The 14,900-nt window shown below is 58.8% G+C and carries 16 protein-coding genes; 9 read left to right on the plus strand and 7 right to left on the minus strand.

The window, feature by feature from the left end; all coding sequences use genetic code 11:
* The first annotated feature begins 37 nt into the window (after nucleotides 1–37).
* Genes BTUS_RS12060 through BTUS_RS12070 form a run of 3 tightly spaced genes read left to right on the plus strand, consistent with a single transcriptional unit; the run spans nucleotide 38 to nucleotide 1,732 of the window.
* A complete protein-coding gene (locus BTUS_RS12060; RefSeq protein ID WP_013076349.1) occupies nucleotides 38–448 on the plus strand; it encodes a DUF350 domain-containing protein in 411 nt (136 codons plus the stop codon).
* Nucleotides 449–461: 13 nt separating this feature from the next.
* Nucleotides 462–974 (plus strand): DUF4178 domain-containing protein, encoded by a 513-nt coding sequence (locus BTUS_RS12065; RefSeq protein ID WP_013076350.1) that lies wholly within the window; start codon nucleotides 462–464, stop codon nucleotides 972–974.
* Nucleotides 971–1,732 carry a DUF4247 domain-containing protein gene (locus BTUS_RS12070; protein WP_013076351.1) on the plus strand — a complete coding sequence of 254 codons (762 nt, stop codon included), beginning with the start codon at nucleotides 971–973 and terminating at the stop codon, nucleotides 1,730–1,732. Before BTUS_RS12065 ends, BTUS_RS12070 begins: the two co-directional genes overlap by 4 nt.
* A 58-nt stretch (nucleotides 1,733–1,790) precedes the next feature.
* Here BTUS_RS12070 and BTUS_RS12075 read toward each other — a convergent pair whose 3' ends face one another.
* The 6 genes from BTUS_RS12075 to BTUS_RS12100 form a co-directional block, all read right to left on the minus strand.
* Complete coding sequence (locus BTUS_RS12075; protein WP_013076352.1) at nucleotides 1,791–2,492, minus strand: LutC/YkgG family protein; 702 nt, start codon at nucleotides 2,490–2,492, stop codon at nucleotides 1,791–1,793.
* Entirely contained in the window at nucleotides 2,485–3,927 is a 1,443-nt protein-coding gene (locus tag BTUS_RS12080; protein WP_013076353.1) for a LutB/LldF family L-lactate oxidation iron-sulfur protein, read from the minus strand. The genes BTUS_RS12075 and BTUS_RS12080 overlap by 8 nt, the downstream gene beginning before the upstream one ends.
* The gene (locus tag BTUS_RS12085; protein ID WP_013076354.1) at nucleotides 3,924–4,649 is read right to left on the minus strand and encodes a (Fe-S)-binding protein; all 726 of its coding nucleotides are present in this window, start codon (nucleotides 4,647–4,649) and stop codon (nucleotides 3,924–3,926) included. Before BTUS_RS12085 ends, BTUS_RS12080 begins: the two co-directional genes overlap by 4 nt.
* Nucleotides 4,650–4,755: 106 nt before the next feature.
* On the minus strand, nucleotides 4,756–5,601 hold the full coding sequence (locus tag BTUS_RS12090) for a metal ABC transporter permease (protein WP_013076355.1): 846 nt from the start codon (nucleotides 5,599–5,601) through the stop codon (nucleotides 4,756–4,758).
* Nucleotides 5,573–6,358, minus strand: coding sequence for a metal ABC transporter ATP-binding protein (locus BTUS_RS12095; protein WP_013076356.1), 786 nt, complete (start codon nucleotides 6,356–6,358; stop codon nucleotides 5,573–5,575). Before BTUS_RS12095 ends, BTUS_RS12090 begins: the two co-directional genes overlap by 29 nt.
* A 14-nt stretch (nucleotides 6,359–6,372) precedes the next feature.
* On the minus strand, nucleotides 6,373–7,314 hold the full coding sequence (locus tag BTUS_RS12100; protein ID WP_013076357.1) for a metal ABC transporter substrate-binding protein: 942 nt from the start codon (nucleotides 7,312–7,314) through the stop codon (nucleotides 6,373–6,375).
* Between the two features lie 210 nt (nucleotides 7,315–7,524).
* On the opposite strand from BTUS_RS12100, the gene BTUS_RS12105 reads away from it, so the two are divergent.
* Entirely contained in the window at nucleotides 7,525–7,947 is a 423-nt protein-coding gene (locus tag BTUS_RS12105; protein ID WP_013076358.1) for a Fur family transcriptional regulator, read from the plus strand.
* Nucleotides 7,948–8,002: 55 nt separating this feature from the next.
* On the plus strand, nucleotides 8,003–8,815 hold the full coding sequence (locus BTUS_RS12110; RefSeq protein ID WP_013076359.1) for a hypothetical protein: 813 nt from the start codon (nucleotides 8,003–8,005) through the stop codon (nucleotides 8,813–8,815).
* 356 nt (nucleotides 8,816–9,171) lie between these two features.
* On the opposite strand, the gene BTUS_RS12115 is transcribed toward BTUS_RS12110, so the two are convergent.
* Complete coding sequence (locus BTUS_RS12115) at nucleotides 9,172–9,786, minus strand: superoxide dismutase (RefSeq protein ID WP_013076361.1); 615 nt, start codon at nucleotides 9,784–9,786, stop codon at nucleotides 9,172–9,174.
* A 208-nt stretch (nucleotides 9,787–9,994) separates the two neighbouring features.
* Between BTUS_RS12115 and BTUS_RS12120 the strand changes: the two genes are divergently transcribed.
* The 4 genes from BTUS_RS12120 (at nucleotide 9,995) to BTUS_RS12135 (ending at nucleotide 14,848) form a co-directional block, all read left to right on the plus strand.
* On the plus strand, nucleotides 9,995–11,548 hold the full coding sequence (locus tag BTUS_RS12120; RefSeq protein ID WP_013076362.1) for a spermidine synthase: 1,554 nt from the start codon (nucleotides 9,995–9,997) through the stop codon (nucleotides 11,546–11,548).
* Between the two features lie 64 nt (nucleotides 11,549–11,612).
* On the plus strand, nucleotides 11,613–13,139 hold the full coding sequence (locus tag BTUS_RS12125; protein WP_013076363.1) for an MDR family MFS transporter: 1,527 nt from the start codon (nucleotides 11,613–11,615) through the stop codon (nucleotides 13,137–13,139).
* A 130-nt stretch (nucleotides 13,140–13,269) separates the two neighbouring features.
* On the plus strand, nucleotides 13,270–13,854 hold the full coding sequence (locus BTUS_RS16975) for an RNA polymerase sigma factor (protein ID WP_052300625.1): 585 nt from the start codon (nucleotides 13,270–13,272) through the stop codon (nucleotides 13,852–13,854).
* Nucleotides 13,841–14,848 (plus strand): hypothetical protein, encoded by a 1,008-nt coding sequence (locus BTUS_RS12135; RefSeq protein ID WP_013076365.1) that lies wholly within the window; start codon nucleotides 13,841–13,843, stop codon nucleotides 14,846–14,848. The genes BTUS_RS16975 and BTUS_RS12135 overlap by 14 nt, the downstream gene beginning before the upstream one ends.
* The last annotated feature ends 52 nt before the right edge of the window (nucleotides 14,849–14,900 follow it).

Genomic DNA, 14,900 nt, shown 5'->3' on the forward strand with positions numbered 1-14,900 from the left:
GTCGTCTCCCCGTTTTGTTAAGGAGGGAACTGCCCCGTTGACGCTGACCATCCACCAGTTGTTGACAATGGGATTCTGGTTTGTGCTCTTCATTCTTCTCCTGGTTGTCCTCATGGCGGTCGATGTGGCCCTGACGCGATACAACGATTTTGAATTGATCCGGCGGGGGCATACCGCCGTCGCTTTGCGGTTCGTGTTAAAACTTCTCGCCCATGCGCTGATCATTTCCCGATCCATGATGATCAGCCAGGTCGTATGGGATGCGGCGGTGATCTCCGCCTACGCTTTCGTGCTGCTCTTGATCGTCCAGTGGCTATTTGACCTGGTGATGAAACGGGCCGCAGGGATCGACATGAGCAAAAACATTGCGGAGAACCATATGCCCAGCGCCTTATTGTCGGGATCCCTGCACGTGGTTGGCGCCGTGATCCTGATGGGATCGATGTAAAGGAGGAACGACTATGTCCGTATGGAAAAGGGTGGCCGACCTGATTCGCGCCCGGGACCCTCATCCTGCGGTGGTGCAAAAAACGTGGTTCACTTTAAGGCCCGGGGACGTTGTTCAGGTGGAACTGACCGAGTACATCGTCGAAGCCGCCGCCGCCTTTAACGCCATCCAGAGTATACACTATGTACTCCGGGACGGGCGCACGTACCGCCATTTGGTGATCGACCGGGGGGAAGGACTGGTTTTCCGCCTGTATGAAACCCTGGATGGCAGGCTGGACGACATTGGAGAGATCCCCGAGACGGTACATTTGGACGGAGTGGATTACCATCTCGAATCCCAGCAGGAATCCCCGGCCTGGGTGGATGGCCCCATGCATCTGGTGCACGGGGACACCGTATATATTTGGAACCATCAAAGCGACGATCGTGGCCTGTTCCGGGTGGAATGGCAGAACGGAAAATATTGGTTTGGGCTGGGGCGGTTTACCGAAGAATTTGACGCCAGGATCATTGCCGGCACATGAACGGACGAAAGGTAAAGCGTCGATCTTTTCGTCTGCTTGCCCTTTTGGCCCTGGCGTTTTCCGTTCTTCTGGCCGGTTGCGGCCTCGACTCGTACATTGCGAAAAACTACCAGTTTCAGTCGGCGGCGGACCAAGGACAGGCATTACAAAAAGTTTATCGCGCGGCGAACAAATCGGTTCCCGAGGTGGCCAAGGAACTGGCGGCACAAGAAAAGCCCCAGGACATCTCCCCAGAATCCGCGAAAGAGATGTTTTTGGTTTACCCGGATCACCTGGTTCATCTCCAGCAGGACCCGGCCAAACCTCAGGACACGATCATCGAAATCGATGACAAGCAATTTGTCAAAGATAACTATGATCCTTCGTTTTTGCAAGGATTTTTGCTTGCGTCGACTTTGGATCGGATTTTCGGCAGCGGCTGGCAGTTCGGAGGCGGGCATTTCGGCCACTACCGGGGGTATGAGCGCACCCCGAATTATACGCCAAACCCGCCGACGGGGCCCCCGGCTGCAAAAAAGTCCTCTTTAGAAATTCCGAAAACGGTGGGCGGTGCAGGAGTATTCACCCGGCGGTCAGATCAGCAGCCGACCCCCGGTCCTTCTGTCAATCCAACGACCCGACCGTCATCCGGATCTTCCAGTAAATCTCGGAGCGGATCCGGCTCGGGCGTGATCTCATCTGGATCCAAGCCATCGAAAGGGATTTCTTCTCCGCCCAAAGTTCGGTTCGGGGGTGGATCCTTTACACGAAGACGATAGGTTTGGCCGACGCCGGGATGAATCCCTTTGGCGCCGGTCCTTTGTTTACGGGCCAAGATCAGCGGTCTTCGACTAATAAAGCGTATACCCGACCCGGGCCGTGCACTCCCACGGTCAATTCCATCTCGATATCCGCCGTCCGGCTGGGACCCGTGATAAAATTCAAAGACGCCGACAATCCCCGCTGCACGGCCTCCCGCATGATAACGGTCAAACCCGGAACCACCCGGGATGCCGGGACCAGGGCGAGATGGGCGGGGGGCAGAAGGCTCACGGCCCTGGGCGTATCCCCACCTGAGAGCAGCGCCAAGCTCCCCGGTTCCGCCGCCACCCAGTGAACCGTGGTCACTCCGAGATCCGCCCGGTCCACCTCCCGGATCGCTTCATCAGGGTTCGCCCCCGCCCTCCACACATAAACGGAAATTCCCACCGCCTGCAACGCGGGATCCAGTCCCAATTCATCAAGCAAGGGGTCGTTCCACCGCACAACCCGGCCCACCCCCCACTTCCGGGCGATCTCCGCCACCCGTCCCGCCGCCTCCCGGGCCCTCACCACATCGGCCTCGCCCCCGACGGCCCGCCAATTGGCGAGAAACAGCTCCAGAGAATTCCCGGTCGCCCCGGGTGTGGGAAGCCCCCTCACCCCTTGCACAGGTTGTTCCGGCGGAGAGGTCTCCGCCCCCCGCCCCAGGGCACCCGCAACCCGGGCTAAAAACCGCAGTTCTTCTTCGGTCCGGCCGGGGGATCTCTCCTCACTCATGGTCGGCCCCTCCCCTCTGCCGGGCCTCAGCCGCCAGTCCCGGCCAGAGATCCCGAAACCGCTTCGGAGCCGCTGCGGGAAAATCCCGACCCGCCGTCCAACCCGCCAACCCCGGAAGCCGGGCGGAAAGATGCCGGTCTTTCACAAGTGGCCGCTGGAAAGTAACCGCCGTTTTTAATGCCCGACGATAGCGCCGGGGACTTGTGAAGGCCCGTTTATACAAGCGGAAGGCCACTCGTTCCACCGGCGGGGTCTTCCCGGCGGCGACATAACGAACCCGGTGGCGGACCAACATATCGTGAAGCGGAATCTTGACCGGACAAGCCTCGGCACAGGCCGCACACAGGGAGGATGCATAGGGCAAGTCCCCCCACCGATCCAGATCATCGGTCAAAAGCGGCGTGATCACGGCCCCGATGGGGCCCGGATACACCCATCCGTAGGCGTGCCCGCCGATTTGCCGGTACACCGGACATACGTTCAAACAGGCGCCGCATCGGATACATTGAAGTGCTTCGCGAAACTCCGGATCCCGGAGGATGCGGCTGCGCCCGTTGTCAAGGATGACCAGGTGGAACTCTTCTGGGCCGTCCACCTCCCCCTCCCGCCGGGGGCCGGTGATCACCGTCACATAACTGGTCAGCTTCTGCCCGGTGCCGCTGCGAGGCAGCAAATTCATCATCACTTCGAGGTCTTCAAAAGTCGGCACCACCCGTTCCATCCCCATCACCGCCACGTGAACCGGCGGCAGGGTGGTCACCATCCGTCCATTGCCCTCGTTCGTGAACAAGGCGACAGAACCGGTCTCCGCCACGGCAAAATTACATCCCGTTATGCCGATATCCCCGTTCAAAAACTCCTCCCGCAACTTTTGACGGGCAAAATTGGTCAGCGTATCGGTATCATCCTCAATCGGCCGCCCGGCCACCTGGCTGAACAGTTCCGCGACATCTTTCCTGGTCTTATGTATGGCCGGTGCAATAATGTGAGATGGCGTTTCGTGAGCCAGTTGAATGATGTACTCCCCCAGATCCGTCTCCACCGCCCGTACCCCGATCGCTTCCAAGGCCTTGTTGAGATGGATTTCTTCGGTCACCATCGACTTCGACTTAATCACCGACCGGGCGTTCCGGGCCCGGGCGATCTCGACAATGACCTGAACCGCGTCCTCGGCCGTTTCGCACAGGTGAACTTTGCCCCCCAGGCTTTTCACCTGGTCGATCAATTGGCCGAGATAATAGTCGAGATGAGCCAGCGCATGGGCGCGGATGGCCCGGCCCCGCTCCCTCCAGGCCTCCCAATCTCCGAGGGATCGCTGAGCCAAAGTTTTCCCGGCAAAAAACTTATCCGTGGTGATTTTGACCGCTTCGCGGAGAAAATCATTGTGCAGAGCTTCCGCCGCCCGCTCCTTCATGGTCGCCGATGGCACCGTCATCGCACTCCCTCCTCTAACAGTTGTGCCAAATGCATGACCCGCACCGGGGACCCGATTCGGCGGAGGCGGCCCTCGATGTTCATGAGACAGCCCATATCTGTGCCCACTACGAGGTCAGCTCCGGTTTCTTGAATGTGCCGGACCTTGTCCGAAACGATGGCCGTGGAAACATCCCCCATCTTGACCGAAAAAGTCCCCCCAAAGCCGCAGCACTCTTCGGCAAAAGGAAGCTCCACAAATTCGAGGTCTTTAACGCGGCGCAACAGGCGCACCGGGGCGTCGCCAACCCCCATGAGTCGGGCGGCGTGACAAGAGGGATGGTACGTGACCCTGGCCGGATACCGGGCGCCCACGTCCTCCAACTCCAGGACCTCGATGATGAACTGGCTCAGTTCATAGACTTTTCCCCGCACCTCCCGGACCTGGGAGAGCCGGGTTGGATCTTCGGCAAATAACTCTTCGTACCCGTGAACCACCATGCCCCCGCAGGAGCCGGAGGGACTCACAATATAATCACTGGATGAAAACGCGTCTAACCATCCTTCGGCCACGGCCCGGGCCTCGGGATGGTATCCGGCATTAAAAGCAGGCTGGCCGCAACAGATTTGATTTTCCGGAAAATCCACGTCCACCCCGAGACGGCGCAACAGCCGGACGGTGCTCACACCGACCTCCGGAAACAGACTGTCCACTAAGCAGGTGACGAATAACGACACCCGCACATCCCCCACCCCCTGTCATCGACAAGGGTATTGTACCACAGTGGCCCAGTCAGAGAGTCGGCCAACCCGGGAACCCGTCCATCACCGCAGCCAAAAGAAGCATTTCCTACCCCCGGGCCCCCATCCCCAGAGACCGCCGCCACGCCACCCGCCGGCCGGATACCAGAGACACCAGACCGTAGATGAGAGCCGCCGCCAGGACGATGGACGCCCCCGAGGCGACATTCAGATAGTAGGACGTGTAGAGCCCGACCAAGGCGCTGACCAACGCCACCCCCACGGCAATGGCGGTCATCTGCGCCATACTGCGGGCCACCTGCCAGGCCGTGGCCGCCGGGATGACGAGAAGGGCCGTGACCAGGATCACCCCCACCGTCTGCATGGCGGCCACCACCCCAATGCCGATCAGAGCTAAGAATGCGTTGTTCAGCCAGGTGGTCGGCAGTCCTGCCGCCCGGGCCCCCTCGGGGTCAAAGGATAAAAACACCATTCGCCGGTAAAACAGCAACATGAACCCCGCCACCAAAAACAAAACCGCCACGACGGCCACTAAATCCTGAGCACGCAGGGCGAGGACATCGCCGAACAGATAAGCGGAAAGATCTGTCGTGTACCATTTGATCGTGCTGATCAACAACACCCCGAAGGCGAGAGACCCGGAAAAGACGATGCCTACCGCCGTGTCCATCCGCGTGCGCCGACGCCGGCCGATCCAAGCGATCAACAAAGCCAATCCGACGGTGTACACACTGCCAAACGCATAGAGATTCCACCCCAAGGCGTAGGCCAGGGCGAGGCCGCCCAGGGATCCATGAGCAAGACCTTCCCCGATAAAGGACATGCCCCGGAGCACCACAAAGACCCCGAGCAAGGCTGCCAACACGCCCACGGCCACAGACCCGACCAAGGCCCGCCACATAAAATCAAACTGAAAGGGCGCCAGAAGGAACATCGGCACCGCCCCCTTCCCTGCCCTCGGGCCGTTTCCCAACGGGAACACCGAAAGTCTCCGCCAAGATCCCTCGCTTTTGCACCTCATCAAAACTGCCCCGCCCGACCAGCCGCCGGTTGATGCACCACACCTGGTCAAACTGCCTGAGTCGGGCGGGTTCCAGATCATGAGTCACTTGAATGACGGCGGCCCCGCCCTTGCGAAGGCCATCCAGCAACTGTTCGATGACCTCCTGGGTCGGGGCGTCCAGACCAGTCACTGGCTCGTCCAGAAGCCACACCGGCGCATTCCGGATGAGGGCCCGGGCGATGAGCACCCTCTGGCGTTGCCCCCCGGACAGATTCCCGAACAACTCCTCTCGCCATTCCAGCATGTCTACAGCCTCAAGGGCCCGTTCCACCGCCGCCCGCTCTTTCGGACCCGGCTTTTTCAGCCAAAATCCCCGGCGCAGGAACCCCATCGCCGCCACGTCCCAGACGGTGACGGGCATGTCCAACCCCATGACCTGGGACTGCGGGACATAGGCGGCACCGCTGGGTGGATGCCCGGGTGTCACCGACTGGCCGGCGACTTCCACATGGCCGATCACATGAGGAACCAAGCCCAACAGAACTTTCAACAGCGTACTTTTCCCCGCGCCATTCGGCCCCACTACAGCAATGCGTTCCCCAGCCGCCGCCTCCGCCGCAACGTCCGTCAAGATGGGTTCCTGGCCGTACGCGGCATGTACATTTTCCAGCCGGACGATGGCACTCATCGCGCCGCCCCCTTTCACGACGAAGACCCTTTCAAAGCGCTGACGATCGTCTGGACATCAAATTTCATCATATCGATATACGTGGCCGTTCCCGGGCCGCCCACCGTATCATCCAACAAATTATCCACAAACCGTACCCCCGTATCCTCCGCAAGCCGGGAGATCAGCTTGGGATTAAAGCCAGCTTCCCCGAACACCGCCGGCACGTGGCGGTCCCGGACCGCCTGAACCACCTTCGCATAATCCTGGGGAGAAGGTTCCGCCCCGGACGAACCGGCGAGATACACCTGTTCCAATCCGTATTCTTTACAGAAATACGGCCACGCATCGTGGAACACGACCATCGTTCGCCGGTCCGCCGGGATCTGGGCGATCTCGGAGCGGATCCACTTATCGAGATCCTGAAGTTGACCGATGTAAGTTTGGGCCCGGTTCCGGTATTCTGCGGCCCCAGCCGGATCTACCTCGATCAGCGCGTCCCGGATCCTCTCCGTATACTTGACGGCGTAGTTCGGATCGAGCCACATGTGCGGATTCCCGGTCCCCCCTTCTCCCTGACCCAAAACCGGCAATCCGTCGGACAAGGTGACGATTTTCAGATCCGATCGCCCGCTGCTTTGAATCAGCTTCTGAATGTAAGTCTCCTCTCCGAGACCGTTTGCCACAAACAACTTCGCCTGGGATATCGTCCGCACGTCAGCAGGGGTCGGGGAGTAATCGTGGGGATCGGCCCCCGGCGGCACCAATGCCGTCACTTGGACCCGGTCGCCGCCCACCTGCCGAATCATGTCCGCGATGGGCGTAATGCTCGTGACCACCCCCAACGCCCCGGACGAAGCAGGCTTGCCCGCATCCCCGGTCTGTCCGGATGAGGATGGCCCCTGTCCGCATGCTGCGAGGAAAAGAGACAAAAGAACGATAGCGAAAACCGAAAATCGACGAATGCGTCCGCCCATAGCGCGCCCTCCTATTCCGTAATCGTTTCGATTATCGCCGTACACCGAGTATAATATGGGTGGGGAAAGACGGTCAAAAGCCCGGAGAGTCGTTTTTCGTAATCATTCCGATCTTGAACCTGTATAGAATCATTTTTTGACCGCATACGGCATCGGACGCCTCTCATCGGCCGGCAGAGTGGACAAAAGAGGGAAAGGACGGGATCGGCCGTGCAAAGCCAAAGTTATTTGGACAAACTGCGAAAACAGGGATTGAAGTTGACCGGTCAACGCAAGATGATCCTGCAGATCCTTTTGACCGAAAACCGGTACATGTCGGCGAAAGAACTGATCGATCAAGTGCAGGAACAGTATCCCCATATCAGCTACGACACCATTTATCGCAACCTGAGAATGCTCCGGGACGAGCACATGATTGAAGAATCGATGTTTGAAGACGGAAGTGCCAGGTTTCGAATCCGGTGCGCCGATCCCCATCATCACCATTTCATCTGCACCCGATGCGGAGCCACGATTCCCATCGAAGCCTGTCCGATGGAGTTGACGGTGCCCGCTCCCGAAGGCTTTCTCGTCCAAAGTCACCGCTTCGAAGTTTTTGGTGTATGTGGCCAGTGCCGAAGTGTAACGAAATAAAGGGTTGCTCCGTCTATATGTTCGGATAAACCTTTTGTGAAGAGGCGGGAAGTGCATGCGGCTATGGTGGCGCAGCGAGCGGCAGCGAGGCATGGCGATGGCCGTCGTTTTAATGGCAAGCCTAACGGGATGTGGCCCAACGTCGTCGGCGGTCGATCCCCCTGGACCGGCCGCCGATGCCCTTCAGGCGGAAAACGCCCGCCTTAAACAGCAAGTGGCCGAACTGCAAAAGAGGCTTTCGGTCCTTGAACCCGATTCGCCCGTTACAAGGCCTCTTTCAGAGATCGATCGTGAAGTTGAGATTTTCACCGCCACCCACCCCACCGCACCCGTCGATCAAGTCCTGCGCCGAGGAGCACAGTTGCCCTTTGAAGCGGTGGTGACAAACACTCAGTGGCGGCGCCCGGGGTATTCCGGAGTTTGGCACAGCACTTATTTCGGTGGAAAATACAGCGGCGTGGAGGAGCTGGTGGAACTGGCGGCCCACCGCGCTTTTGTGTACGCCGGTGGGTTGGCGGCCTCCCAACAGCTGCTCTACGGGCTGGGCATCGTCACGACTCCCGAGAGCGATGCAACCCGGGGGAAAAACCTTCCCCTTCAAGATACCCGGGGAGACCACATCAGCCTTCTGATTCTCTACGGACAGGTTCAAAGCGTGACGCGGTTGGACAAGCAGGTGGTGGTCAAGGTAAAACCCACCGAGGCGGGCTTTCAGGAAGTGCGGCTGAATACCGTGGACGTCCTGGGCAAGACGGGAACTTCAGGGGGGGACTCGGGAACATCGACCCTGTTGTTCGAGTTCGTGACGCCGGAAGGCGATCCTTTGGATGCCTGTACGGCGGACTTGACGGAGTCAAAGCAAGGGTGAGCAAAACGGGTTTGCCCATGAACCTCCGTCCAACAAAAAACCTCCCCGCCCGGCCAGGCGAGGAGGTTAACTTCGATCCTGACTGCGCCCCTCATTGTCATCCAATCGGCGATGACAGTCGGGGCAGATATTGAACTCCCTTTCTACTTCATCTCCTTCATAAAATTCACCGCATTCCAAGCAAATGTACTGCACGGGATCACCTCCTGCTCTGTGCGTTCGTGTGGCCCACGAAACGAACGAGCTTGAATTATTGTTATGCGTATTATACCGCGGTTGTGCTCGACTGGCAAGAAAAAGGCCGGGCTCGGCCCCGTGCAGAACCGTTGCCCGGCAATAAGATTCGGTGATCGGGGTCAGGCTTTGGCCTCGGCGAACCGCTTTGCCACAGCGTCCCAATTCACCACATTCCACCAAGCGGCGATGTATTCGGGCCGTTTGTTCTGATACTTGAGATAGTAGGCGTGCTCCCATACGTCCAGTCCCAGGATCGGATAATCTCCGTCCATGTACGGGCTGTCCTGGTTCGGGGTGCTGGTGATCTCCAGCTTCCCGCCCGGTTTCATGACCAGCCAAGCCCAACCGCTGCCAAAACGGCCTGCCGCAGCTTTAGAAAACTGATCCTTGAAGGAATCGAAACTCCCAAAGGTGCTGTTGATCGCGTCCGCCAGGGCTCCGGTCGGCTGGCCGCCACCACCCGGTTTCATGATCTGCCAAAACATGCTATGATTCGCATGTCCGCCTCCGTTGTTCCGGACAGCGGTACGGATGTTTTCAGGAACACTGTTGATCCCGCGAAGCAGGTCCTCGATGCTCTTGGCTTCCAGGTCTGGGTGACCTTCCAGCGCTGCATTGAGGTTATTCACGTAGGTACCATGGTGGCGATCGTGGTGGATCTCCATGGTGAGGGCATCGATGTACGGCTCCAGGGCGTTGAAAGCATATGGCAGAGGCGGTAATTGATGTGCCATTGGAATCCCTCCTATGTAAGCAGAATGAGTGGTACATCTTTATCCTACACGATTTGCCGAAACAATGCCAAACCTCTCTGCTGCCGACAGAGAGCCTGGAGAGCCGATCGGCTCTCCACAGCGCCCGGTCCGATTTCCGGACGCCGTGTTCAATGATACAATTGATATTAAATAAGACATATTCGAAGTGGAGGATCTAACAAAATCGATGAAGCCACATCCCTGGATGTACGCTTTCGTGTTCGTCACCGGAGCCGCGGTCATGACTTTGGAGATGGCCGCTTCCCGTTTTGCTGCGCCATTTTTTGGCACATCCCAAATTGTATGGGCGAACATTATCGGTTTGATTATGATCGCATTGTCCCTGGGATATTGGTTGGGTGGCCGGCTGGCAGACCGCTATCCTCGGTGGCCGTTGTTATTTGCCTCCGTAGGGTTGGCGGGACTCCTGGCCTGTGCCATCCCCTGGACGGGCCCTTGGGTATTCCATCAACTCCAGGCTGGAATTACAGGAACGCCGATTCACATGATTGTTTTTTCGTTTTTCGGCATCTTGATCATGTTTGCGCCCCCGGTGTTTCTCCTGGCTATGGTCAGTCCCTTTGTGCTGCGACTTTCGGGTAGAGATGTGAGCGACCTGGGCAAGGTGTCCGGGGCTCTTTACGCATGGTCCACGGTGGGGAGTATCGCCGGAACTTTTGTCACCGCTTTCGTGTTGATCCCCCGCCTCGGTACTCACATGACCATTGTGCTCACCTCCGGCGCTCTGATCGTCTCCGCCGCGATGGGGCTCACCGCCGTGTCCCCCCGCCGCTGGTGGTGGTCGTGGTTATGGTTACTCGTTCCCTTGATGACCGCCTTGGGTGGTCCCCGGCCGGTCAAACCGGTTCAGGGACTTTTATTTGAAACAGAGACGGCGTATCAGTACGTCCAAGTGGTGGCTCTCCCGGACGGATCGACGGCGCTCATTTACAACGAGGGCGGAGGGGTCCAGTCTTTGCGGCGTCCGGATGATGCCCTCGTGCCCCGAGATTATTACAGTTATATGACCCTCCTTCCATACTTGTCCGGAAATCCTTCTCCCGACCGCATGGAGGGGGCGGTCATCGGTGCAGCGGGCGGGACCATTCTGCATCTCATCGACCACTACGACCGGGGCGCGTTCCCAGGACTCCGTCTGGAAGGGGTGGAGATCGACCCGGTGGTGGCGAAGCTCGGGCCGCGGTATTTTGGCCTGAACCCCGCGCGAACGCCCATCCGGGTGGCGGATGGCCGGGCTTTTGTCACGGCTTCTCAGCACACTTGGGATTTTGTCGTGGTGGACGCATACAGCCAGCAGATCTACATTCCGTTTCATCTGGCGACCAAGGAGTTTTTTTCCACCCTGGCCAATCACCTAACCCCCCGGGGCGTGATGGCCTTTAATGTAAACGCGGTCAGCCCAGATTCTCCTCTTCTTCTGTCCCTTTTGAAGACCGTTCAAGAGGTCTTTCCCCATTTTGTGGTGATTCGGGTGCCGGACAGTTACAATTATCTTGTGATGGCCGGGCGCAGCCCCCTCCACACCGAGGCCGTTCGGGCCCTCGGGACGGGGCGATCCCCGGTATCGTCCATCGCCCGGGAAGCCTTGGCGCACCTGTGGACACCCACCCCGGAACAACTGAAGCGGGGAATGGTACTCACAGACGACCGGGCACCCGTGGAATATTTGACCGACTCGATGATTTGGGATGTGGCTGGCCGGGGGATCAGTCCGCAATAAGCCCTTGATGATGTAATGGCGGATCGATAGGTGGAAGGCAGTTTGTTGGGGGAGATGATCGGAAATGAAACAGACCAATCGGAAATGGGTCACCGTGTGTCTGATGGCCGCGATGTTTCTGTCCGCGATGGAGGCCACTATCGTGGCCACGGCTATGCCCACCATCGTTGGAAACCTGGGCGGGTTTTCTCAATTCACTTGGGTTTTCTCGATTTTCTTACTCACCCAGGCCGCATCGATTCCGATTTACGGAAAGCTCGCCGACCTTTACGGGAGAAAACCGGTATTTGCCGTCGGGACGGGGTTATTCGTCATTGGCTCGGCGCTGTGCGGTTTGGCGGACTCCATGCCTACACTTATTGCCTTTCGAGCTCTGCAGGGATTGGGGGCAGGTGCCGTACAGCCCATCGCAACGACGATTATCGGAGATCTGTACCCCGGGCCGGAGCGGGCGAAGGTTCAGGGGCTTTTGAGCAGCATGTGGGCCATCGCAGCTATTGTGGGCCCGGCGCTGGGAGGTCTGTTGGTCCAGACCATCGGATGGCCGTGGATTTTTGAACTCAACGTCCCCCTCGGGATTCTGACGATCATCGGAATCGCTCTGTTTCTGCACGAGAAGGTCGAACGCCGGGGCCATCAGATCGATTATCTTGGGGCAATCACCCTGCTGATCGGCATCAGCGCCCTGCTGACGGCGCTCCTTCAAGGGGGTGTAGCCTGGCCTTGGACTTCTGGCAAGATCCTGGGACTGTTCGCCATCTCCGCCCTGTGTCTGGCTTTGTTCATATGGATTGAGACCAAGGCCCAAGAACCGATGCTCTCGCTGCCTTTGTTGCGCCGCCCGGTCATCGCCGCAGCCAACATCGCCGCGGTGATCACCGGCGGCATCACCCTGGGCGCTTCGTCCTTTTTGCCGACCTTCGCCCAAGGAGTACTTGGCACCTCGGCCATCGTCGCCGGGGGAACAATCGTGACGGTGTCCATTGGCTGGCCGGTGGCCTCGACGCTGTCCGGAAAACTGATTTGGCGCTGGGGATACCGGGCCTTGGAAGTGGCGGGCCTGTTGTTCTGCACCTTAGGGGCAATTTTGTATCTGACCATCTCGCCATCGACTCCCCCGTGGCACATGGCCGCCTTTAGCCTCGTTCTCGGGGTCGGGTTAGGCCTGGCTTCCACGACCCAAATTGTGGCCATTCAGACCAGTGTGCCCTGGCAACAACGGGGAATTGCCACGGGGGCCAACATGTTCGCGCGAATTCTCGGCAGCACCTTGGGGGTCGCGGTGATGGGAACGGTGGTGAACGCCGGTCTGAGCCGAGCGTTGTCGGCCACGCCCATCGCCCGGAAATACGAAACGGCGGACCCGATTTCGGTAACCAATCTTTTGCTCGACCCCGTGCGCCGGGCGGGGTTGCCACCCGCTGATTTGCGGGTTCTGAGCGACGCCCTGGCCCACAGCATCCACTCGACCTTTTGGGTGCTCCTCGTCGCGGGGATTCTGGGGACTCTCATCGCCTTCGGCATGCCGGGCGGGGTGTCTCAGTCCGCGGAGTCCGGGGAACAGCCGGAAACTGGCCATAAATCAGGATGAAGCGGCGGCCATCGGGCCTGTTTCCTATCATTCCCATTCCCTGCGTGCGAAACGCAATTTATTATGCTATCATGAGGAAGGTATTGAGACTCGCAGGACATTCGTTGCGGTAAAGTGGGGTCGATGGCCCGTGCACGTATGGAACCGGTTGTTTGGATCCCACGATGACGAGCAGCAAGTTTTCGAGGAACTGTGGGACAAGATGTACCGCCACGCATACATGGTCGTCCGGGACACTCATCTCGCCCAAGACGTGGTTCAAGAAGCGTGGATTAAGATCTGGCGTCAGATCAAAACCCTTCGGGAACCGGACCGTTTAGGGGCGTGGGCCACAAAAATTGTTCATCACACGGCAATCGACCTGGTGCGCCGCCGACAACGATGGAACGAAATTTCATCGGAAGACGTCTATGAAGTAGAGGGAACGGAAGAAAGTACGAGAACAGAAGGACCTGAGGAAGTGTTCTTCCAGAGAGTGGACACCGATGAGTTAGTTCGGGCGCTGAACCAGCTCTCGGACGATCATCGCGTCGTACTGGTGATGCGATTTTATTACGATTACAAGTACGATGAAATGGCGGATATGCTCCAGGTTCCCGTCGGCGTTGTGAAATCCCGGCTGCATCGGGCGAAGAACGCCTTAAAGCAGATTTTGGAACACGACCGGTCGTCGTTGTCGGTGCGGGAGGTGAGTGTGACTGATGAACGACTTTGAAAAGGAGATCCGCCGCGCCTTCGATCGCATGTTCAACGAGATTGAGGTTCCACCCGCCGAGCCCATCGTTGGGCGAATCGAGCGCAAGCAACAACAACAAAAGACAAAACGGTACATCGTCACCGGCCTCTCCGCTGCCGCGGCGGCCGGCCTCATCGCGATGGTGTCGGTGCCCCACTGGGACGGGATGTTTCGGAACCCGTCGGTGGCCTACGATGCACATCCGGGGAATACACCCGCGCCGGTCACACCGCACCCAACAAAACCGGGGGGCACGCCGGAAACTTCGGGCCTTGGAAAGTCATCTCCGGAAAAGGCCGGGGTTTCTCAACAAGGAGCGGGGGATGCCCCCGGTGGGTCTCCGGAACACCGGGTGGGGGACAGTGGTTCGGCTAGCCAGGGAGCTTTAGCCATGGGAGGTGCCAGGGGGTCTTTATCAACCGGCAATCCAGGCGCTTCGGAGCCTCCGTCAAAGGGAGGTCAGCCATCCGCCGCGAATGAGGAACCGGCCCCTTCTTCACAAGGGAAGCCCCCAGAGCCTGGTTCGGGTTCGGTGGCCGGAGTCAATCAACAAGACAAAAGCCGGATTGTGCTCCCAAGCGCCCGGGCCATCTTGTGGACGCCCTATCAACCGTCGTTCATCCCGGCGGGGTATGAACCGGTGGTGGAGTTCGCTTCGGCCGAGGCCGCTTCGAATGGAGGAAAATCCTCGGGAGTGCGGTGGACCTATCAAGGCCCGGGGGATGCGATTCTAATCATTGTCCAACAACCCCTGGGGCCTAACGCCTCTTCGCCGCTGCCGATTTCGCCGTATCCCCAGGAGCAGACGACCGTACATGGACAAGCAGCGGTTTTCCAGCGGGGAAGCGATAATCTGTTGCATCTCATCTGGGTGGAAAACGAAACGCGGTTTGACATTGCCACCAACACCGATAAGCAAACGTTGCTTCAAGTGGCGACGGGGTTGGCCCCGACGGCCCCGCAAAAACCTTGACAATCTGTCGATCAACAACCGCACCTCTGAGCGTGCGGTTTTTTATCTTTTA

This window comes from Kyrpidia tusciae DSM 2912, from assembly GCF_000092905.1.
Lineage (GTDB): Bacteria > Bacillota > Bacilli > Kyrpidiales > Kyrpidiaceae > Kyrpidia > Kyrpidia tusciae.